Origin of the sequence: Gracilimonas sediminicola (genome assembly GCF_024320785.1) — a bacterium.
GTDB lineage: Bacteria > Bacteroidota > Rhodothermia > Balneolales > Balneolaceae > Gracilimonas > Gracilimonas sediminicola.
This window is the reverse complement of record NZ_JANDBC010000004.1, coordinates 1-22,239: the sequence shown is the minus strand read 5'-3', so window position 1 is coordinate 22,239 and position 22,239 is coordinate 1. Positions and strand designations below refer to the sequence as shown.

The window sequence follows — 22,239 nt, the reverse complement described above, 5'->3', positions numbered from 1 at the left end:
AAATCTGTTATTGAGTTTTGTTGAGGTAGTATTCTAATTGGAAATGGCTATTCAGATAATTGCCAAATGCATTCCATGAGTCGATTTCAATGCGAATGGCATCTCTGATGCTTTGAAAGAAAGCCACATAGTCTATGGCTCCTTCTTCATAAGAGGTGATGGCACCTTGCTGTTGTTCTTTGGCAAGAGGGAGTGCTTCCTGTCGATAATATTCCCACGAGCGCAACCATTTCTGATAATTTTCCCGGATACTGTTATAGGTACTGTTGAATTCTCTCTGAGCCTGGTCTAGGTTTTGACGGGCAATATTTCGTTCAATCCGGGCGGATTGAGTTTTCCCGGCCTTAGACCAGAAGAATACCGGAAGTCTGATCCCGATCTCATAGGAATTAAAGCCACCTTGCCCAGCTATTTCCTGCCAGCCATAACTGGCTTGAAAACTTGGTAAAAACTGACTTCTTTGTTCTTTAATCGATGCTTCCGCCACGTCAATTTTTTGTTGATATAAAGCAATCAGCGGATGGTCGAATGTAGAATCTACCTGTAAAGGTTGAACAAGCTGTTCGGCTGAAACACTTTGAACCGTGTATAACGAGTCCCCCTCAAACCATTTGTTAAAAGCTCGAACAGCAGCCCCATAATCGCGGAAGGCTTGTTCTGTTTGTATGGTAATTTGGTTGGCCTGATTCATGATATTAAGATATCCCAGCCGGGAAATTTCCTCCGTTTCAAATTTTATTTCCGCAGCCCTAGCAATATCCCTGAATTGCTGGTTCAGGCGATTATAGATCTCATATTGTTGTTTAGCGATGAAAACCGTTGACCAGTCCTGCTTTACCCGGAGCCTGAGCTCTAACTCAGACAATTCATAGTTCAGCCTGGCAAGTTCTGTTTGTTCATTCCGATGATTTAGCCTTGGTAAAACACCGAACAGATCAAACTGCTGCTGAATGCCAAATTTTGTAGTAACACCGTCCGAACCGTTGCCGAACTCTTCACCTCCGGTAAAGAGGTTCGTATCGCCAAAGTCCCAGGCTGTTTTTTGAAGAGCCTTCCTGTTGTCAATTCCAAGCCTGGCTGCCTCAAGAGAAGGATAATTTGCTATCGCTTTTTGAACGGCCTGATCCAGCGCAATTTGCGGGAGGGTATCATTCAGCACCTGTTCCTGAGCCTGTACAGAATCGGGAGAAAGCAGCAGGCTTCCACCAATAATCAGCAACACAACGGAGGCCATAGAAGTACTACCCGGCTTGTGTTTTCTCATTTTACGCTTTTCTATGTACGCATAAAGGATGGGCAGCACGACCAACGTAAGCAGCGTGGCGCTAATCAACCCGCCGATTACAACAGTGGCCAGCGGCCGCTGTACTTCAGCACCGGCTGTTGTTGAAAACGCCATCGGAAGAAAACCCATAATAGCCGCCGTAGCGGTCAATAAAATGGGGCGAAGTCGCTCTTTGGTACCTGTCAAAATTCGTTCTTGTAAATCCATAACACCTTCGATTTTTAATGAATTAAACCGGCTGACGAGCACAAGGCCGTTTAGCACAGCCACTCCGAACAATACAATGAAACCAACTCCGGCAGAAATACTGAAGTCCATTCCACGTAAAGCCAGGAAGAAGACACCTCCAATAGAAGCCAGGGGAATAGCCAGATAGATCATTACCGACTGTGAGAACGATTTTAGTGCGAAGTACAGTAGCACAAAGATAAGAAACAGGGCTATAGGCACTACAATAGCCAATCGGTTCTTGGCCCGTTGCAGATTCTCAAATTCACCCCCATAAGTAATGTAATAACCCGGCGGCAGATTCAATTCGGCCTCCAGTTTTTCTTGAATATCCAAAACCACCGATTCCACATCCCGCCCGCGTGTATTCACACCAACATAGCTCCTGCGAAAGGTGTTATCTCGCGAGATCTGCATAGGCCCCGGCTGATAACTGATATCCGCCACTTCTTTAACCGGCACCTGTGCACCGTTTTCCAGATCTACATACAGATTGCGAATATCCTCAATGCCAGTACGATGAGCTTCATCAAAGCGGATCACAAGATCAAATCGTCTTTCGCCTTCGAATACAACTCCAGCAACCCCTCCGGCAAAAGCTGAACTTACGTACTGATTGAGCTTCGTGATATCCAGTCCATATTGAGCCACTTTTTGCCGGTCATACCTAACGGTCATTTGAGGTAGTCCAGCCGTACGTTCGGGACTCACATCACCCACCCCTGGAATAGTTTGAATAATTTGAGCCATTTCCTGAACTTTCTCCGCCAATACATCTATGTCGTCTCCGTATAGCTTTACGGCGATATCTTCTCGTACACCTTCCAAAAGTTCGTTAAACCTAAGCTCTACCGGCTGGGTAAAAACGAAATTCACACCTATCATGGTCTGATCGAGTTTACTCTTTATTTTTTCTATCAGCTCCTCTTTAGATTCGGCAGAGATCCAGTTTTCTTTATTCTTGTCCAGAATGATGTACATGTCGGCAATGTCCATGGGCATAGGATCAGTGGGAATATCAGCTACCCCAATTCTTGCTGTTACTGTTTCTATCTCTGGAAATTCTTCCAGCAGTGTCGTCTCAATTTTCTTGGATTGATCGATCGCCTCTGATAATCCACTGCCCGGACGGAATAGGGCTTGCATGGCAATATCTCCCTCATCCAGTTGTGGAATAAATTCACCTCCCATTCTCGAAAAGGTGAACATCGCACCGCCAAAAAGCAGTATGGCAGCTACAATCACAACAGGTTTTCGCTTTAACGACCATTGGATAACCGGATCGTAGCCCTTCTGAATAAAGGATATAAGTTTGTTGCTGATCCGATCGAGGCCTCGCTCGAACCGGGCAAACCATCCCTTTCTATTTTGTGAGGGTTTCATAAACAGTGCCGAGACCATTGGTACATAGGTAAGACATAAAATAATAGCACCTAATACAGCAAACCCAAAGGTGAATGCCATAGGACGGAACATCTTACCTTCTACTCCTTCCAGAAACAGGATAGGGGCAAATACAATAAGGATGATCAACTGTCCAAAGAAGGCAGCATTCATCATGGTGCTGCTTGCCTTGTAGGCAATTTCATTCATCTGTGTTTTACTAAAAGCACGTTTTCCGGATTTCACCCTTTTTTCAATTTCATGAACCGTGCCTTCCACTATAATTACGGCTCCATCAACAATAATACCGAAGTCGATGGCTCCAAGGCTCATTAGATTGGCCCACACCCCGGTGGCCTTCATCATTATAAAAGCAAAAAGCAGGGAAAGCGGAATAAGTGAGGCGGTTATTAACCCCCCGCGTAAACTTCCTAAGAGTATTACCAAAACAAAAACTACAATCAATGCACCTTCCACCAGGTTTGTGGTAACTGTACTGGTGGTTCGTTCAATAAGAGCACTTCGATCAAGGAAAGGCTCAATCTTTAAACCTTCGGGCAGTGACTTTTGAATTTCAGCAATTCTATCCTGAACGTTTTGAATGGTTGCATTCGGGTTTGAGCCTTTCAGCATCATAATAATGCCACCTACTGCTTCCTCACCATCCTGAGTAAAAGCTCCATAACGAATTTGAGTTCCAAAGGTAACCTCTTCTGCTACATCTCTGATTAGGATGGGTAGTCCGTTTTCGTTCTTGACTACAATGTTTTCTATATCTTCAAGGCTGCGTATCAATCCTTCGCCACGAATAAAATTAGCCATCTTGTTTTTCTCGATATAGGCCCCGCCGGTATTTACATTATTCCTGGACATTGCCTCATATACTTCTGAAATACTAACTCCCATTGCATTTAGTTTATCAGGACTTATGGCTACTTCATATTGTTTGATGCCTCCACCGAAGGAGTTGACCTCTATAACCCCTTCCAGGAGCACCATTTGGCGCTTAATAATCCAATCTTGTATTGTGCGCAATTCATCAGGCGTATATTGATCTTCATATGCAGGGTCCACCTGAATGGAGTACTCGTAAATTTGGCCTAATCCACTTGAAATGGGCCCCATGGATGGACTTCCAAAATTCTCGGGGATCGTTTCGCCCAGTTCACTGAGTTTTTCCTGTACCAGTTGCCGGGGTAAATAGGTACCCATATCATCTTCGAAAACGATGGTAACCACGGATAACCCGAATCGGGATACCGAACGGATTTCAGTTACTCCTGGCAGGTTACCCATGGCAAGCTCCACGGGATAGGTTACAAATTGTTCAATGTCTTCGGTAGATAGATTTTCCGATACCGTAATCACCTGTACCTGATTATTTGTAATATCAGGAACCGAACCTAGATTAATGGTCATCATAGAATATAATCCTACTCCTATTAGAGACAGGATAAACAAGCCGATGATAAACTTGTTCTTAATCGAAAAGGCAATAATTTTGTTGATCATGTTTACAGCTGAGTGAATATAGATTAGTCTTTGATGCCGATCTTTTTCAAATACTTTGGCTGAAACCACAGAATGACCAGAGGTTAAACAGCTCGTTGAAAAAAATGGATGGGGCAGAATTTGTTTCTGCTAAATAGAGAAAGGCAGGTATTAAATCAGAAGTTGTGTGACTTTAATAACTTTAAGAGTTATTGGAGGGGATAAGTTGTCTTTTAGATATACAGGTAACGTAATTTGAAAAACAGGTTCACCATAGTTCCCAAACAAATAAGGAATGATTGGAAACATAAACTTACAGTCCGGGCACTCATTTCTTAACAGTGCATCATCATAGCAGCACTGATTTTGAAATTGATGGTGCTTTTTTTCAACTGTTTTGTACCCTGAATTAGTCTCTTCTGAATGTTGTAATACAATTTCAAAACAGCCTTTATCTAAGTTGTAGGTAGAGGAAACATCATGAGTACTTGCTAATACAGAAACACTTAAGGGTAGAAAAAAGAAAAACCCTGCCCATGAAAAAAGAAAAGATGCGATTGTCGCAACATTCAGATTACGTATGTATGCTCTGAAAAAATACAATTCTTTAAGGGGAAATATTGTGATTAAGTAGAATGCAGATAATAAGGATTATTTGTAATGCAACTCAATTGCAAAGATCAGGAAGAACAGGAAGGACAACTCCCGGTTATCACAAAATTGCCGTTGGATGGAGTAAAATTTTCGGGCAGATCGTAGTTAGGAATGCCAAGATGTGGAAAACAAAATGTTTGTTCACAGGATAAACAATAAAAATGAACGTGCACATCATCCGGGTACGAACAGGTACAGTTTTCAGAACAAAGGGCATATTTAGTTATCCCACTTGCATCGTTTATTTGATGCACCAAACCATGTTCTAAGAATGTTTTTAAGGTACGATAAAGCGTTGTTCGATCTGCATGGGTAAACTTTTCTTCAAGATCTGATAGGCTTATTACCGACTTTGTTTCAGCCATGAAAAGAAGAATCCGCATGCGCATAGCGGTCGGTTGTATATCTCTGCTCTGCAATCTTTTTTCATGAATAGTCATCTTTATTGAAATAATATTCGTTGATTAATGTGTACAAGTAATATTTATACAAAGGGCGAATCGCCGGTATAAATCATATCAATTCTATGATAAACTACCACTAAAATCTTTGAAACTCATATTTGGTAATTTTGATATAAATATATGGGTTCGGGGCAGTTATCTTTCGTTTCCAAAATTCTAAATAAGTGAAAGATTGGCAAGCTATAACACATTGACCATTTCCTGATTTACTGATTCGGATTGCTTTTTAATACTCCGAAATCCCAACAAAAAAAGAAGAGGCAAAATTGCAGAGGGGATCTGTTGAGGAATAAATGACCAGCTTAGGAGAAAGAGCAGAAGAATAGCTGCATATAGTACCAAAAACACTTTATAATTTTCTGAAAGTCGTTTTCTGCCCATAAAAGAAAATATAAAGGCCGACAAAGCCGGGGCAGACCACACTATATTCCAATTCCATTTGGTTGAGGGATACGAAGAAAAAAACCACAAAAAAATGATCAACACTCCAATCAACCCAATTATCCCGAATAACAGACGGTCGAACCAAAACCAGAATGTGTGATTAGTTCTATAGAAAAACCCGGCAAGCAGGCTTGTAATCAGCAAAAACCAAAAGCTTAAAGTGGGGCTTACTCTCGCAGGACTAATGACAGACCGTTTCTGAGGAGCATAAAATCTCTGCTCTGAAACCAAGGCAAGACTTGTATCAGCTTGCTGTATCCGAGCGTGTGAAAATCCCTCTTTTAACAGGTCGGGTAAGAACAGCGTTTCCGACTCGGGTGGGTTGCGGTCGGCGGGAGTACCCAACAGCAAGTTAATCCCAAATTTTACCCAGGAAACGGATTTCACGTAGGGATTAATAAACTGCCGAAAACTATTCTTTGCCGAATTTTGCGGCTCTTGAAAATGGATTGAATCCCCAGCTACTGCCTTGACAGCCTCATAGATCCGGGTGGTACAGTTATCATAGAAGAACTCATAGGAATAATATCGATTTTCGGGCCGGGCGTTATTCTCCAAAAAATCATACAAGCGTTTGGTTTGATTCTCTGTTAGATTTAATCGCTGTTCAGTAATAATGCGGCCGTCATTCAAATATGCTTTTTTTGCATTCTCAAACTTGTTCACCGAAAGAAAATATCGCAGATCGCCGAGGGCAAATTTCCAATAAAACCCTGGAGCGTTGAAATCAAAAGTACCATAATTATATGCGCGATCTACACCTGCTTCCGGGTCGTAAATGCGCAAGGCAGTATGGCCAAACAAAGTGTACAATTCAGCACCGGAAGAAGTCGTAAGGAGACTGACCTGAGCTTCCGGCGAAAGTTTAGGTTGCCCGGCGTCTACAGAAGAAGTTGCTGCAATAAATAGTATCAGGAAAAAGCTTACTGCTTTAGTTATAGTGTGCAACATATTGGCCGAGCTAATTTATCTTTGAATAGGTTAGGATTTGTAAGCTAACAACCTCAACGCATTAAATACCACAACTACTGTTGACCCTTCGTGGCCGATGACTGCCCAACCCATGCTCAGGCCAAAAATCGTAGCTGGCACAAGCAGAGCCACCATACCCAGGCTGATCCACAGGTTCTGCTTGATGATCGATTTGGTTTTGCGGCTCAGTCCGATAGCAAACGGAAGAACGGAAATCTTGTCGGCCATTAAAGCTACATCGGCTGTTTCAAGGGCCACATCTGATCCGGCTGCTCCCATAGCAATGCCCACTGTGCTGTTGGCCATGGCCGGAGCATCGTTGACGCCATCGCCTACCATCGCTACGTCGCCTTCCTCTTCACGAAGCTTTTTGACAGCTTCCACCTTGTCTTCAGGCAGTAAATTACCTTTTGGGTCGTCGATACCGATCTCTTTAGCAACAGCATCGGCCACCCGCTGATTGTCGCCCGTAAGCATGATCAGGTGTGTCAAGCCCATGTCCCGCAGTTTTTGAATAACCTCCTTGGCATCCTCTCGTGGGGTATCCATCAGCCCAAGCATACCAAGATATCGATCACCATGACGAACAATCATAGTCGTTTTCCCTTCTCCTTCCAATTCTTCTACACTTCGTTTAAGGTCTTCAGAGAGTTTAATGCCATCGGCCTCTTCAAATAGCTCCGCATTCCCGATATACACTGTTATATCTTTAATCGTTGCTTTTACTCCCCGCCCTGTAATGGATTCAAGATCTTCGGCTTCGGGAAAATCAGTTTCCCCTAACTTCTCTTTTCCATCACGCACCACGGCATCAGCGAGGGGGTGATCACTTAAACTTTCTACAGCTACAGCTACTTTTAACAACTCGTTTTCCTCCGTATCACCAAAGGTGATCACATCAGTAAGTCTGGGCTCGCCTTCTGTGAGGGTTCCGGTTTTATCAAAAGCTAACGCCTTTAATATTCCAAGGTTTTCAAGGGGGCGACCGCCTTTTATCAGAACTCCACCTCTTGCGGCTCGTCCTACACCGCTAAGCACTGCGCTGGGCGTAGAAATAGCCAGTGCACAGGGACTTGCTGCCACAAGAACCGCCATGGCCCGATAAAAACTTGCTGAAAAAGATTCATCTATAACCAGAAAAGCAAAATTCAATATCACCACTAATACTAACACGGACGGTACAAAATACTTTTCAAATTTGTCGGTGAACTGTTGGGTCGGCGACTTCTGAGCTTCGGCTTCGTTAACCAGCTTGATCAGGCGAGAAAGTGTGGAATCTTTGGAAAGTTTTGTCACCTTTACCTCCAGACTTCCATTTCCATTGATGGTGCCGGCAAACACGCGGTGCTTATCGTCAATAGAATCTGCATCTTCATCGATGGATTCAGGATCGTCATATTCCATCTTGTCTACGGGCACGCTTTCGCCGGTGATGGGTGCCTGGTTGACGCTGCTCTCGCCATTGATAACTACCCCGTCGGCGGAAATTTTACTGTTCGGTTTGATCACAATAACATCTCCAACCTGCAACTCCTCAACAGATACCTCTTCGGTGGTTCCATCTTTTTTTCGCAGAGCGGTTTTTGGCGCAAGGTCAGAAAGCCCTTTGATGGCATCTCGTGCCCGACCCATAGCATAGTGTTCCAGGGAATGTCCAAGGCTGAACAAGAAAAGCAGAAGCGCCCCCTCAGCCCACTCCCCAAGGATTGCAGCTCCAATCGCGGCAACCAGCATCAGGAAATCAATCTCGAAATTTCCGGCTTTTACTTCGGTGTAAGCTTCCTGCACCAGGTAGAATCCACCAAAGAAGTAGGAGCTCACATATAGTGCAAGCGAGACCCAGCCGGGCAACGTGCTCACATAGGAGAGGCCGAATCCTATGCCGAGCAAGCTACCGCATATCAGCGAGAAGATCAGCTCGGTTTTTTCGCCAAAGATGCCACCGTGATCGTGGTCGTGCGAATCTTCTTCTTTATGTGAGTGCTCATGATCTGTCTCCGGTTTTTTCTCTTTACCATTTGTCTCCTCATTATTTTCTTTTACGTCCTGAAGTTCTTCGGAAAACTTCTCAATATCTAACCCAGTCTCTCTAATTATTTTCGTAAGCTTCTCCCTGCTAATATCACCCTTTTTATATTCCAGCCTGATCCAGCCTGTGGCGCTCGCGTAAGCATCTACAACTCCATCCACATCTCTGAGTTGCCGAGTAATTGATCGGGCGTGTCTGGAATGACGAATACCGTTCACTTTCACTAACATGTGCCCAAATATATCATGAAGTTTCGCACCGGTCTGTTGAGCAAGGGTTTTTATTTTTTTAAGTGATATCGTTTCGGGATCAAAGTGAATACAGAGTTTTGGTTCTTTACTTTCATCTGTTTTAATATGTACCCGATCCACTCCATCCCGTCCTTCAAGAGTTCCAATAAGCCGACTTACACATTTATCCTTATGATCAGGGATGTCAGGTAGTATTACAGGTATATCAAGTGTTAGTTTTTCCATAGTTATTAAGTTTAAGTTAAAAAAAGAACTGAATTGGGGATCATCCCAATACAATTCATAAATAGCTGTAACGGTGCATTCTAAAACTTGCTATTCATCGTTTAAAGACTACTGCCACGGTCAAATGGCAGCAATCTTGGGGTATAAAGTGATGTAATCTTAGCCTATCGAATCACTTCATCGTCGATTTCCCCAGTTCGAATTCTTATAGCTTTATCTACTTCGGATATAAATATTTTGCCATCACCCGAATTGCCCGTTTTTCCTTTTTGGATGATCGTATCAATAATTTCAGCAACCCGTTCATCGGGAACAACGGTTTCCAGTTTTATACGGTTGGTGAGCCGTGCTTTATCTTCGGCTTTAACGTGCCCCCATCCCCGCACATCCGATAAGGTTATACCAGGCGGTTCTGGTAAGGCTTCAAGGCCATCAATGACGTAATCAATCATGTTGGTACGAATAAATGCTTTAATCTCTTTCATAGTAAGTTGGTTTTAATGAAACCTCCAAGGTTTCAAATACCTTGAAGGTTTGTATCTATTTATAATTACAGTTCAACGTGTTCTACTGGTTCAGCGAACCACTTGTAGATAGTGGGTAATACCACCAGTGTAAGCAGAGTCGATGTTACCAGACCACCAACTACCACGGCTGCCAGAGGACGTTGCACATTCGAGCCGATATCGTTTGCCAGTAGCAACGGAATCAGTCCGAGACCGGTGGTTAAGGCCGTCATGAGTACAGGGCGTAGCCGTAACAAGGCGGCTTTAACAACTGCCTTGTGGGTTTCAAGTCCTTCCTCCCGAAGTTGGTTGATGTAGGAAACCAGCACCACGCCATTGAGTACCGCGATACCAAAGATGGCGATAAAACCCACGGCTGCCGGCACGGACAAGTAGAGACCGGACACCCAAAGCGCTACAATACCACCGATAGTGGCAAAGGGTATATTCAGGAAGATGAGCACAGCGTATTTCCAGCTACTGAAGGTGGAAAACAGCATGAAAAAAATGAGTCCCAGCGTAATGGGAACCACTACATACAACCGCGCCATCGCCCGCTGTTGATTTTCAAACTGTCCGCCGTATTCGGTGAAATATCCTGCCGGTAGTTCGACCTGCTCAGCCACCTTTTGCTGAATTTCACTGACTACGCTTCCCATGTCTCGTCCTCGCACGTTAAGCTGTACATAGGTTCGGCGACTGGCTTTATTTCGGGAGATCTGCTTTGGTCCGGTAAAGACTTCCACATCGGCTATTTGTGACAGCGGAACCAATGCTCCTTTAGCTGTGCGGATAGGCAGATCACGAACCTGATCAATGTGAGCTCGCTGAGATTCCTGGAGGCGAACGAAGATATCGAAGCGGCGGATGCCTTCGAACACTTGCCCGGCTACCGAACCACCGATCCCGGTTTCTACGGTGTTAAGGAAGTCATCCATGCTAATTCCCAGCCGGGCCAACTGCTCACGATCCGGACGAACCAGGATTTGCGGCTTGCCGCCTTGTTGCTGGGCGCGGACATCTACAGCTCCTTCCACACCTTCAGCAATGGCCTGGATTTCACCGGCTTTTTCAGCCAGCACATCCAGGTCATCGCCATATAAACTCACAACCACTTGGGCCCGAACGCCGCTTAGCAGCTCATCAGTACGAAGCTGAATAGGTTGGGAGAAATTGGAAGAAACGCCGGGTAGATCCTTGGATAGTTTTTCTGCCATCGCGGTCTGAAGTTCTTCGTAATCACGTCCCCATTCCCATGCATCCAACGGTTTCAAATTCACCACGTTGAAGACCACGTTCACCGGCTCAGGATCTCCACCCACTTCGGCGCGACCAACACGCGAATACACACTCTCTACTTCAGGAAAGGTTAGCATCGATTCCTGAAGCCGCTTGGAGTATTCGGTAGTGGTTGGAAGATTGGCCCCCGGTGGTAATACCGAACGAACGGCGTAGGTACCTTCTCGTAAAGTGGGCTGAAACTCGGTTCCTAAAAACGGAAAGATGGCCATGCTTCCGGCAAAGAGAACAAGAGCGGCACCAAATACCATTTTAGGATATTTGGAGGTCTTCTCGATCAACGGTTCACTCCATTTTTTGAGCGTACGTACCAACCAGGGTTCCTTGTCCATGCCTTTTTCGGGAAGGATGAAGCTGGAGATAATAGGAATGTACGTCAGCGCTAAAAAGATGGCTCCGAACAGCGCAAAGGTAATGGTATAAGCCAGCGGTTTGAACATCTTTCCTTCCACACCTTCAAGCGAGAAGAGTGGCAGAAATACAATGATGATAATGCTGGTAGCGAAAAAGACCGGTCGAATGACTTCACGCGCGGCTTCACTCACAATCCGTGTTAGGGACACATTTCCTTCTTTTCGCTCCTCAAGCAGCCTGTACGTGTTTTCCACAATTACCGTGGCGCTGTCACCAATCATCCCGATGCTTATTGCCAGTCCACCAAGACTCATTAGGTTGGCCGATATACCCAGCCATTTCATCCCTATGAAAGCAATCAAAAAGGCGATGGGAACCGTGGAAATAATGATCAACGTGGATCGGATATCTCCCATAAAAAAGTACAGCACGATGAGCACCAGAATGGCTCCGATGTAGAGGGCATTGGTAACTGTACCCACGGCTTTTTCTACGAGTTCACCTTGAGAATAAAAGGTTTCCATGATCATCCCTTCGGGGAGGGCGCTATTAATGGCATCCACTTTATTATCCATTTCGGCCAGCAAGTCCTGTGTGTTGGTTCCGATGAGTTTCAACACAAAACCGCCCACCGATTCTTCCCCGTTGGCAACCAGTGTTCCCCGCTTGATTTCCGAGCCAAATGCCACTTCAGCTACATCTTTCACATACACCGGAGTGCCGTTTTCGTTAGATACAATCACATTCCTGATGTCGTTGATCCCGGCAGAATCGGGTTGAATCCAGCCATAACCGCGCACCAGGTATTCTTCTCCTCCGCGTTCCAGAAAAGAGGCTCCAACTGTACGATTATTTTTATTGAGTGCGCCTTCGAGATCTTCAAGGGTAAGACCGCGGGAAACCAGCGCGTTCATATCAGCTTTGACCTGGAATTGACGAACATCACCGCCAATCGACAGTACGCCGGTTACGCCGGGTACTGTTCGCAGCTGCGGTTTTACGATCCAGTCCTGAGCAGTTCGAATGTCCATGAGGGAGTGATCGTAGCCTTCTTTATTCTTGACCTCATACATCAACACCGTTCCAAGGCCGGTGGTGATAGGGCCAAGTTGGGGTTCACCAAGTCCGTCCGGTATCTCGTTTTTGGCCTGCGACAGTCGTTCGTTGACTAGTCGCCGGGCAAAGTAAATATCGGTTCCTTCCTCAAAGTAAATATTCACTCTGGAAAGCCCGAAAATGGAGGTGCTTTGCACCCGGTCCAGCTTCGGTAAACCATACATGGAGATCTCAATGGGATAACTGATCTGGGTTTCCACATCTACCGGAGAAAGGCCCGGACTGGAAGTAAACACCTGCACGAGTGTGGGTGATACGTCGGGAAAGGAATCTATGGGTACATCCCGAAATGAAAAGTAGCCATAGAGCGCTACCGCGGCTACCAAAATAAAGATGGTTAGCCGGTTCTTTAATACTTTATCAATTATTTGTTCAAGCATAAGTCAAATATTCAGGGTGATAATTTTGTTGATCCGATCTGCATTAGTGGCCATGATCTGCACTCCGGGTTGCGGCGGTAAGAGCTGATTTCAGGTCAAAAGCCCCGGAAACTACGGCTGCTTGTCCAGGTGTTAAACCGGAAAGCACTTCCACGAAACCATCTCGTTCATTTCCAAGGGTTACGGCTACCGGACGAAAACTTCCGGGCTCTTCACCAGGCACAAAAACACGGTCGGTGCCTTCGATTTGCTGAACAGCACCCACCGGAATGAGCGCAGCGGTTTCCTTTGAATTGGTGTAGATGCGAGCGGTACCAAACATACCGGCACGGAGCTGTCCCTCAGGATTATCAAAAAGCGCACGTACGGGCATGGTTCGGGTTTCTTTTTCCAGCTCGTACGAGATCCAGTCGGTCGTTCCCTCAAAGGTGGTTCCAGGAGTGCTTCGTATGGAAAGCTCAACACCCTGTCCGGTTTCCAGATAGCGAATATCTTGCTCATATCCGTCTATCATCACCCAAACCTTAGACAAGTCGGCTACATGAACCGGCGTTTCACTGGGGCTTATAGTCTGTCCGGGAGAAAGGTCTCGCTCCTGAATGGTACCACTCAAGGGACTGCTCAGGTAGAAATAAGAAAGCGGAATCTCACTTCCGGCCTTAATATTTTGGATATCATTATGGGATAATCCGTATAAACGCAACGCTTCAGAGGCGGCATCAAGCTCTGCTTTCGCTTGTTCATATTCCAATTCGGCCTGCAACAGCTCAGCCTGACTGGAGATATCCTGTTCATACAAATTTTGCTCACGCTTAAAGTGGGCTTCCTCCTTCTTCATGGCCGCTCTGAGACGAATGTAATTGGCTTTGATCTTGCCAAGTCCAACGCTGCTCATTTGTGCAATGGGCTCGCCTTCTTCCACGTAATCCCCCAAATCTTTAAGCACTTTAACCACTTTGGCCTCAATACGCGGACCCACTTTTGCAATGCGATCCATATCGTACATCACACTGGCAGGCCGTTGAATTACGGAGCTTGCACTTCCGGCTTTCAGGGTATCTACATTTATATTGAGGGAAGCCATTTGCTCTTCAGAAAGGTGAACTTCACCGGGTCCTTCACTCTCTTCCTCCGAATGTTCACCTTCTTCCTCTGTATGTTGTGTTTCTTCACTACCGTGTTCATCAGCAGTGGCATGGTTTTCTGTTTGAGGAGTGGATTCATTTTGAGAACTACAGCCGCTTATAACGACTCCACTCAAAAGCAACATCCACACCGGAAGTAATACGTTAATGATCTTCATTGTTTTTAGTCTCTGTTTCATGGGGTTCAAATAATTAGTTGGTAGAAATTTCATTCAAAGGCGTGCCGATTAGTCGCTCAACTTGTGCGATGGCACGGTTCAGTTCAGCCAGCGCTTGTACGTAGCGGGTCCGGCTGGTAAATAAAGTTCGCTGGGCATCCAGTACTTCCAGAAAATCAAACTTGCCCTGCCGGTAGCCGGCTTGGGCAGCTTTATAAGCCGTTTGGGCTCCGGGCAAGACTTCAGCTTGAAGTTGTTCGGCCTCATATAAAGCAGCTTGTAACTTGTTATAGCTATTTTGAAGGGCTTTTTGCACCTCAATCCTGGCAGACTCCCGCACCGTTTCCGCACGGTTGAGCTCATAGCGAGCTGCCTTTACATTCCCCTGGTTCCGGTCAAAAAATGGAAGAGGTATGGAGACACCTACTAAAGCAGCTTCGGCTCCAAGATCTTCCATCCAGCGATACCCGCCGCTGATTTTTATATCAGGAATGGCTTTGGATCGCTCATACGAAAGGGAAGCTTCCCGTTGCTGAATCTCGGTAGTCCAGCGAGCTACATCCGGGTTTTGCTCTATAAATTCGGTCACGTATTGGTAGTCTGGAATAGAATCCGGCATCCCTAACTCTCCTGACAATACTGAGAATGATACCTGATCACTTCCCCAAAATGAGGCCAGTGTGGTAAAAGCGGATTGCATCGAATTGCGCCTGTTTTCCAGATCTATGCGTGCACGAGAGAGTTCTACCTGTGCTTTGGTCTGCTCCAGTTTTGAAACTTTCCCGGCTTCGACTTGCGCCGACACGCTTTCATAAAATTGTCGGGCAACATCTAATAACTCTTTCTGTTGCTCCCATTGCAGTTGGGCTTCCAAAGCGGACGTATAAGCTTGTGTGAGTCCGGTGAGCGTATTTAAACGCTGGGTTTCGTAATCCCACCCGGCGAGCTCAGTGGTTAAACCGGCCAGTCGTTTCCGTTTCATCCGATCAGCCCCTAAGAGAACTTTTTGGCTGAGCCTTATCGTGGTTTCCCTGGAATCATAGCCTTCAAAAGGACCGGTTCCTCCAAAGTTTTCCATTTCGGCTTCCAGTTCCGGATTGGGCAACAAAGCAGCTTGAATGCGCTCGGCTTCCTTAACCCGAACTTGCCAGGCATAACTTTGCAGACCGGGGTTTTCGAGGAGCGTTTTAGCCAGTGCCGTTCGATAGCTCAGCGTGTCGCCAATGGCAATCGAATTGGCCGAAGAGTTTAAATTTCTGTTTAGAATCTGAGAAGAATAGTCCTCGGATTCATGTTCTATAAGCGTGCTTTCAGATGGTGCTTGAAGTACCGTTCGTTCGCTGGCGCAACCGGCAGCAAGCACGAGCGTGCCGATGAGCAGCATCGTTTTGATATATTTTGACATGTAGTATTCAGCTTTTTAGCTGTTGTAGATTTATGAGAAATGCGCACTGGATACTATGATCCTGTGAATATGAAGGGCATTCTCAATGTGAATTAGGTATAGGAGGGGCTGTATGGCCTAATTCAGAAGTACTACGGTCTGTAGATTGGTGGTGATAGAATTTTCTATAACCGGCGGTAAGAAAATGGTTTGTTGAACCGAACGGGAGACAGGAGTGATTTCGCTTTTTTGAAAAACAGCTCGTTTAAGATCAGCGACTGTTTTTTGCTGGTCAAAGCGATTTAGCTTGTCTTCCTTGGCACAGAGTAAAGAAATAGGAACATCCCGATGGTGGTCATTATCTTGGTGAAAAACCGTTTCCTGTTCGTGATTATGACCATCATTTTCGTGGACTTCGGCTTCACTATTAAAGAAAATTCCAAGCTCTGCCTTTGATTCAACATTTACATCGCCATTATCTTCAAAACAATACACCAATGACTCTGCCAGACTATGCACACTTAGAACATGCATAGCAAATATGATCAGCAGAAGTCGGGCTGAGATTTTATAAATCTTTGTTTTGTGGATTTTTTTAAGCAAAGCTAAAATTTTGTGAATACTAATAATAGACTATCAGCTACAAAACATCTTACATAATTATGTTTTAAAGATATCAAATTTTGCAGCTAAACTTAAAAACTGAACCTTAGGTAGTTATTGCCCATAAGTTTTAGAAGCTTGTTTATGTTTTATACACGTGAAATTTTAGTTCCCTTTGAAGCAAGAAAAATACTCAAAGCGGGAAGAACCGTAATTTGAAAAATCGGCGATAAGCCAACCTCATAAGAAAAAATAGTTAGCACAGGCATTGCAGAAGTATATTCCCACAGGCTAAGAAAAATGGCAGCCCATTCAAGAAAAATACTTGCTGCAAAGCTTAAGCCGAAAAGCACAGTATATCCTTTGCGACCAAGACGAGGTTCCAGATGCACGGATGAAGTCAGCATTGAGGTGGCTCTCCATAGCCCTAATACAATGATGATATCCCCTAAAACAGCTCCCCACATCCAAACTGTAGCCTTGAGAAAAGGCCAGTCCCACATGCCATATAGAAAGCCACATTGAACAAACTCCCAAACGGTATTAAGGATAAAGGCCCAAAAAATTACTTTTTTGGCAGGTTCACTAATCACGTTCAATTCTCAGAATCGTTTAGACTATAATTATACGTGGCAGCGACTATTGCCCCAGATATCCAGCCTATAATGAAGGTCAGAATAATTCCAAGTAGTGATTCCCACAAAGGAATATCCATTCGAATGATTGATGACGTATCAAATCCGTGCAAGAGGGCGTTAAAAAAGGAAATAGTTCCTTGCTGGCCAAGCACAATCATCAACAAGGCACAGCCCAGGTATAGAATCACGCCTGTTGCGCCAACCGCTATTCCTAATTTCTTGGTGTTTAGTTTTCCCATAGTATCTCCTCTATTCTATTGGTTTTATGTACTATTCAGTAATTTGAAAATATTGTAGTTAGATTCGCAGTTTTAAACCCATATTTTGATAAACTTAGTTTCCATTTTCCATTTTACATCCTTCAATTTTCAAGCTTCAAGAACCGTGCATTGATAGCTACAATAACAGTACTTAGCGACATCAGTATGGCTCCCACTGCAGGACTTAATATAATGCCCCAGGCAAACAGGACACCTGCGGCAAGGGGAATGGCTCCGATATTATAGCCGGAAGCCCACCACAGGTTTTGAACCATTTTGCGATAAGTAGATTTGGAAAGTTTGATGAGAGCAGTGACATCTTGAGGGTTATCTTTTACCAGTACGATATCGCCGGTTTCAACGGCAACATCTGAACCAGCTCCGATAGCAATTCCAACATCAGCCTGAGCTAAAGCGGGGGCATCGTTGACGCCGTCTCCGGTCATGGCCACAAGTTTTCCTTGCCCCTGAACTTCCTTCACCTTATCGGCTTTTTCATCCGGTAGCACTTCGGCAAACACTTGATCTATGCCTAATTCCCCGGCTACATAATCGGCCGTTTGTTGATTGTCGCCCGTAAGCATGATGCACTCAATACCCATCTTGTGCAGTTCATCAATCGCATTTTTAGACGATTCTCGGATTTGATCTCCCAAAGCAATCGCTCCTGTCAATTTATCTTCGATGATCACAAAAACCACCGTTTTTCCCTGAGAAGATACCTTTTCCACTTCAGCTGCTGGGTATTCCATTTCTTGCTCCCGAATATATCCAGGGCTTACTACTTTCACCGACTTTCCATTTACCTTGCCTTCAATTCCCTTTCCGGTAATGGAATTAAACTCATCCGGCTCCCAGGTTTCGTCGGCTTTTTCGAGGATTCCTTTTGCAAGTGGATGTTCAGAGTTTTTCTCCAGCGAAGCTGCATATTTGAGTACCTCTTCATCGGAGTGATCATCCCCAAAATTCAGAATATTGGTTACCGTGAATGTTCCTTCGGTCAGCGTACCAGTTTTATCGAATATAATGGAATCCAAGTTTCTTGCTTGCTCAAAAGCAGACCGATTGCGTATAAGAAATCCATTGGTCGCAGCAATACTGGTTGATCGGGAAACAACCAAAGGAATAGCCAGGCCTAACGCGTGTGGACAGGTAATGACCATGACCGCCACGGTTCGGTTCATCGCAAAGTCAAAGCTTTGTCCCGTAAAAAAGATCCAGGCTCCAAAGGTGATGAGGCCGGCTGTAATAGCAACGATGGTCAGCCAAAAAGCAGCCCGATTGGCTAAATCCTGGGTGCGAGACTTACTTTCCTGTGCTTCTCTTACCAGGCTAATAACCTGAGATAAGAATGAATCGTCCCCGGTTTTAGAAATTTGTATCGTAAGAGAGCCTTTTTCATTTACAGATCCGCCAATTACCTCATCATCTTTTTCTTTACTAACCGGCTTGGATTCTCCTGTTAACATAGCTTCGTTTACGCTCGACTCCCCTTTCACAACCAATCCATCAGCGGGTACTTTTTCACCCGGTTTGATGAGCACTTTATCACCCTGTTGTAATTCTTCCACAGGGACGTCTTCTGTAGACCCATCTTCATTAACGCGATGGGCTTCACCCGGTATCAAAGCAGCTAACTCTTCCAAAGCTGACGAGGCGCTCATCACGGAGCGCATTTCGATCCAGTGTCCCAAAAGCATAATGCCTACCAAAGTTGAAAGCTCCCAGTAGAGCAGGTCGCCTTCAAAGCCAAAGACCACAGCCGTGCTATAGATGTAGGCAATAGAAATAGCAAGGCCGATGAGCGTCATCATACCCGGTTGCTTTTTCTTAAGTTCATCAATCAGGCCGGTGAGAAATGGCCATCCGCCAAAGAAGTAAACGACGGTTGATAACGTAGCTAAAATCCAGCTGTCACCGGTGAATCTCCAGTCCACACCCAGAAAATCCTGGATCATAGGTGATAGGGCCATGATCGGAATCGTGAGTGCAAGCACCCACCAGAATCGAAATTTAAAGTCCTGAACCATCATTTTGTGATGCTCATGATGGGAGTGCCCTTCATGCCCACCATGATCCTGATTGTGTTTCTTATCGTGGTTATGGTCTTCGTGATTGTGATGTTCGTGGTTCATATTCTGCTCTGTTTAGTTAAATCGTTTGTTGCTTATCGGGATGACCAGTGAATAGCGGTAATTTTCCAATCCGAACCCTCTTTTTTTAATACAGCAAGTTCGAGAGAGGTCAGGTCTATTTCTCTTTCGGAATACGTTCCTTTCATGGAACTAACCGTGCTGACCCATGCTGTATTTCCTTCAATGCTGATTTTTTGAGTTAGTATCTCACGATACATGGCACTCAAAAATTTACCATCAGAGTGAAAGTGATGGGAAAGATATTCTTTCTTCGTTTCCATTCCGCTGCCTTCCAGTATCAAGACATCATCAGCCATTACATTTGACGCGGCATCAGAATCATTTTCAATAATGGCGGTTTTAAAGTTTTCAAGTGCTTCTAATACCTTGGTTTCTTTTTGGTTTGTCTGAGCCATCACCGTTCCTGATAAAAACACAAGAACAGCGAATATTTTTATAAGTGATTTCATTGAGATAGCTTTTTAAAGTTGGTTCATTTCAATTTTAGATATGAGTACTGATCCCTGGCCTTGTAATTTTAGCCCTACGTTTCCGCTTTTCGGAGCATCTCCGTGGCCGTGAACTTTCATCTCTCTGTTAATGTATCCACGAAAGTGAGTCTCATCTGCCACTACCCGTAGAAATAACAGGCCATCGGTTTTGTAGGTGCCCTCTTCAAAAATGGTTGTTTCACCACTTTGGATTCTGCCTTGACGAATAATCCCATCTGAATTCAGTGAAACAAAGTCATAGTTATTTGCATCCTGCAGGTGATGAATGAGTTCTATTTCTCCATATAAATCATCCAGATTGAGGTAGTAATCAACTTGTATGTTTTGATATGATTGATGGGTAACAAATAGATTCGCTTGCCCGGAAGCCTGAAGCTGAAGTAGCCGATTACCGCTTGAAATGATAGTTGGCTTTAATGCCTGTAAAGAACCGTTCACCCAGTGAAAATTAGTGATCAGGTCACTGACTGAATTTGAGTTGACCTCCCAGGTCCAGTCTCCATTTTCTTTAGTGATAAAAGAGGATGGAACCGTTGCAGTACTGTCGGTGCCTTCAGATGTAGCTGGTTCTTCTTGTTGTAATAGTTGACCGGTTCCGGCTCCATATCCATATACCATTTTACCGCCATACTCCGCGGTTTCAAAAACCATAAATAATCCCGGAAGTACTGTAATGAATGCAATGATTCTAAAGGCTTTCTTTTCAAAAAGATCAAACCAATGAAAGGCGATTCTCAATAGAGCATATATTACAAAGAACCATAGAAGATACTCCGCCCAGTCAGAATGCTCACTTAGTACCGATTGTGCTTCAGCCGGTAGAAAAACCGTATCTGCAGCAATGGTGCCACTGTAATAGGTGACACCGGCGAAAAGTGCTCCTGCTACATAAAGGATAGTACTCTTTGTTTCATCCCACCATTTTTCTTGAAAAAAAAGAGATACAAAATTAGCCAATGCAGCCGTCACTAATAGCGCAATAGGAAAATGAACGATCAGTGGGTGAATGTTGGGAGCCCATTCAGGAGTTAGTAAAGATTCCATAATTAGTTATCCAAAGTTTTAAATAATTGAGTTCAGAAATTAATTGTTGTGTCCAAAAGGTTATATAATCTCCAGGTTAGCCATCATGCCGTTGTCTTCGTGCTCCAGGTTATGGCAGTGAAAAACGTACAGGCCTTTTGGCGCATTGAAACTCATGATGACCCTAACAGTCTCGCCGGGCATGACAAGTACCGTGTCCTTCCAACCTGTTTCGGTAGGCGTTAATCCTCTGTTTCCACTTCTATCAAGAACTTTAAACTGAACGGCATGCACGTGCATGGGGTGAGGTACGTTTGAGTTATTGATAAACTCCCAAATTTCAGTACTTCCTTGCTCTACACGTTCATCGACTCGCTCCATCTCAAACTGACGCCCATTAATGGTATGGCCGTTCATCATTTGCATATCCAGCCGAATGGAGCGGGTACGATCAGCAGACGAAGCTTCTGGAAAGGTCGATTCAGAAAGCTGACTGGGAAGGGGCATCGATTCTTGCTTAGATTCTCCGTCAATCCTGAATTCCATAAGATCAAAACCGGTACCTTGCTCAGGTCCTGAGCTCCCCATCATGTTTTGCATTCCCATCATACCGCCGCCTGATGGCACATCAAATGGTTTACTAATAAGTTGAATACTTTTTTTCTTCAATCCAGAGAAGTCTACCAGTATGTCTGCTCTTTCCCCGGGGGCCATTAATAATTCATTCGTCTCAATAGCTTCCGGTAGAAGGCCTCCATCGGTGCCGATGACCATAAAGGAAAGATCATCTTGAAACGCTACGTTATAAATTCGGGCATTTGAGCCATTTAAGACTCTTAATCGATACACACCCGGCTCAACTTGATGGTAAGGTGATGGTGCTCCGTTAATTAAGATTGTATCTCCCAAAAACCCGGTCATCATCCGTTCGGGCATAGACGGGTTATATATTACCTCTCCTCTTTCGTTAACTCTCCGATCCTGAATAACGAGCGGTATCTCGTAGTCACCATCGGGTAAGTTGAGCGCTTTCTCCTCTTCATCATCAATAATAAAAAAGCCTGCCAACCCCCGATAAACTTGTTCTCCGGTAATTCTGTGAGGGTGAGGATGATACCAATAGGTACCGGCTCTTTGATCAAGTTTGAAGTGATAATTGTAACTACCGCTTGATATAGCATCTTTGGGATGTCCATCCATTTCGGGGGGAACAATGAGTCCATGCCAGTGAATAATGCTTTCCTGACCTATATTATTAGTAAACTGGATGTTAAGTTCCTGCCCCTTTACATGGCGAATT

At 44.6% G+C, this 22,239-nt stretch carries 15 protein-coding genes; all 15 read right to left on the bottom strand.

All coding sequences use genetic code 11. The features are described from left to right. Nucleotides 1–7 precede the first annotated feature (7 nt). Entirely contained in the window at nt 8–4,408 is a 4,401-nt protein-coding gene (locus NM125_RS15765; RefSeq protein ID WP_026166651.1) for a CusA/CzcA family heavy metal efflux RND transporter, read from the bottom strand. Nucleotides 4,409–5,067: 659 nt separating this feature from the next. Next, complete coding sequence (locus NM125_RS16020) at nt 5,068–5,430, bottom strand: Fur family transcriptional regulator (protein WP_342665930.1); 363 nt, start codon at nt 5,428–5,430, stop codon at nt 5,068–5,070. A 255-nt stretch (nt 5,431–5,685) separates the two neighbouring features. Continuing rightward, nucleotides 5,686–6,900, bottom strand: coding sequence for a lipoprotein N-acyltransferase Lnb domain-containing protein (locus tag NM125_RS15760; RefSeq protein ID WP_103664468.1), 1,215 nt, complete (start codon nt 6,898–6,900; stop codon nt 5,686–5,688). Between the two features lie 30 nt (nt 6,901–6,930). Further along, the gene (locus NM125_RS15755) at nt 6,931–9,426 is read right to left on the bottom strand and encodes a heavy metal translocating P-type ATPase (RefSeq protein ID WP_255135940.1); all 2,496 of its coding nucleotides are present in this window, start codon (nt 9,424–9,426) and stop codon (nt 6,931–6,933) included. Nucleotides 9,427–9,590: 164 nt separating this feature from the next. Next, nucleotides 9,591–9,911: a P-II family nitrogen regulator gene (locus NM125_RS15750; protein ID WP_020403946.1), complete on the bottom strand. Its 321-nt coding sequence runs from the start codon at nt 9,909–9,911 to the stop codon at nt 9,591–9,593. A gap of 65 nt (nt 9,912–9,976) precedes the next feature. Beyond that, complete coding sequence (locus tag NM125_RS15745; RefSeq protein ID WP_103664471.1) at nt 9,977–13,081, bottom strand: efflux RND transporter permease subunit; 3,105 nt, start codon at nt 13,079–13,081, stop codon at nt 9,977–9,979. 43 nt (nt 13,082–13,124) lie between these two features. Continuing rightward, the gene (locus tag NM125_RS15740) at nt 13,125–14,384 is read right to left on the bottom strand and encodes an efflux RND transporter periplasmic adaptor subunit (protein WP_103664472.1); all 1,260 of its coding nucleotides are present in this window, start codon (nt 14,382–14,384) and stop codon (nt 13,125–13,127) included. A 34-nt stretch (nt 14,385–14,418) separates the two neighbouring features. Continuing rightward, nucleotides 14,419–15,789, bottom strand: coding sequence for a TolC family protein (locus tag NM125_RS15735; protein WP_255135939.1), 1,371 nt, complete (start codon nt 15,787–15,789; stop codon nt 14,419–14,421). Between the two features lie 117 nt (nt 15,790–15,906). Next, on the bottom strand, nt 15,907–16,371 hold the full coding sequence (locus tag NM125_RS15730; protein WP_103664474.1) for a hypothetical protein: 465 nt from the start codon (nt 16,369–16,371) through the stop codon (nt 15,907–15,909). Nucleotides 16,372–16,520: 149 nt separating this feature from the next. Next, nucleotides 16,521–16,874, bottom strand: coding sequence for a hypothetical protein (locus NM125_RS15725; protein WP_255135938.1), 354 nt, complete (start codon nt 16,872–16,874; stop codon nt 16,521–16,523). A 92-nt stretch (nt 16,875–16,966) separates the two neighbouring features. Then, nucleotides 16,967–17,248, bottom strand: coding sequence for a DUF5676 family membrane protein (locus NM125_RS15720; RefSeq protein ID WP_255135937.1), 282 nt, complete (start codon nt 17,246–17,248; stop codon nt 16,967–16,969). 122 nt (nt 17,249–17,370) lie between these two features. Continuing rightward, the gene (locus NM125_RS15715; RefSeq protein WP_255135936.1) at nt 17,371–19,404 is read right to left on the bottom strand and encodes a copper-translocating P-type ATPase; all 2,034 of its coding nucleotides are present in this window, start codon (nt 19,402–19,404) and stop codon (nt 17,371–17,373) included. Nucleotides 19,405–19,436: 32 nt separating this feature from the next. Beyond that, nucleotides 19,437–19,874 (bottom strand): YybH family protein, encoded by a 438-nt coding sequence (locus NM125_RS15710; protein WP_255135935.1) that lies wholly within the window; start codon nt 19,872–19,874, stop codon nt 19,437–19,439. Nucleotides 19,875–19,886: 12 nt separating this feature from the next. Beyond that, nucleotides 19,887–20,960 (bottom strand): DUF2231 domain-containing protein, encoded by a 1,074-nt coding sequence (locus NM125_RS15705; protein ID WP_255135934.1) that lies wholly within the window; start codon nt 20,958–20,960, stop codon nt 19,887–19,889. A 60-nt stretch (nt 20,961–21,020) separates the two neighbouring features. Continuing rightward, on the bottom strand, nt 21,021–22,239 hold a 1,219-nt coding region (locus NM125_RS15700), incomplete at its 5' end, for a multicopper oxidase family protein (RefSeq protein WP_255135933.1).

What these genes read in the sequence shown, in the direction of transcription:
- NM125_RS15765 (WP_026166651.1), bottom strand. Translation starts at nt 4,408, where the DNA reads ATGATCAACAAAATTATTGCCTTTTCGATTAAGAACAAGTTTATCATC.
- NM125_RS16020 (WP_342665930.1), bottom strand. Translation starts at nt 5,430, where the DNA reads ATGCGCATGCGGATTCTTCTTTTCATGGCTGAAACAAAGTCGGTAATA.
- NM125_RS15760 (WP_103664468.1), bottom strand. Translation starts at nt 6,900, where the DNA reads ATGTTGCACACTATAACTAAAGCAGTAAGCTTTTTCCTGATACTATTT.
- NM125_RS15755 (WP_255135940.1), bottom strand. Translation starts at nt 9,426, where the DNA reads ATGGAAAAACTAACACTTGATATACCTGTAATACTACCTGACATCCCT.
- NM125_RS15750 (WP_020403946.1), bottom strand. Translation starts at nt 9,911, where the DNA reads ATGAAAGAGATTAAAGCATTTATTCGTACCAACATGATTGATTACGTC.
- NM125_RS15745 (WP_103664471.1), bottom strand. Translation starts at nt 13,081, where the DNA reads ATGCTTGAACAAATAATTGATAAAGTATTAAAGAACCGGCTAACCATC.
- NM125_RS15740 (WP_103664472.1), bottom strand. Translation starts at nt 14,384, where the DNA reads ATGAAGATCATTAACGTATTACTTCCGGTGTGGATGTTGCTTTTGAGT.
- NM125_RS15735 (WP_255135939.1), bottom strand. Translation starts at nt 15,789, where the DNA reads ATGTCAAAATATATCAAAACGATGCTGCTCATCGGCACGCTCGTGCTT.
- NM125_RS15725 (WP_255135938.1), bottom strand. Translation starts at nt 16,874, where the DNA reads ATGTGGGACTGGCCTTTTCTCAAGGCTACAGTTTGGATGTGGGGAGCT.
- NM125_RS15720 (WP_255135937.1), bottom strand. Translation starts at nt 17,248, where the DNA reads ATGGGAAAACTAAACACCAAGAAATTAGGAATAGCGGTTGGCGCAACA.
- NM125_RS15715 (WP_255135936.1), bottom strand. Translation starts at nt 19,404, where the DNA reads ATGAACCACGAACATCACAATCACGAAGACCATAACCACGATAAGAAA.
- NM125_RS15710 (WP_255135935.1), bottom strand. Translation starts at nt 19,874, where the DNA reads ATGAAATCACTTATAAAAATATTCGCTGTTCTTGTGTTTTTATCAGGA.
- NM125_RS15705 (WP_255135934.1), bottom strand. Translation starts at nt 20,960, where the DNA reads ATGGAATCTTTACTAACTCCTGAATGGGCTCCCAACATTCACCCACTG.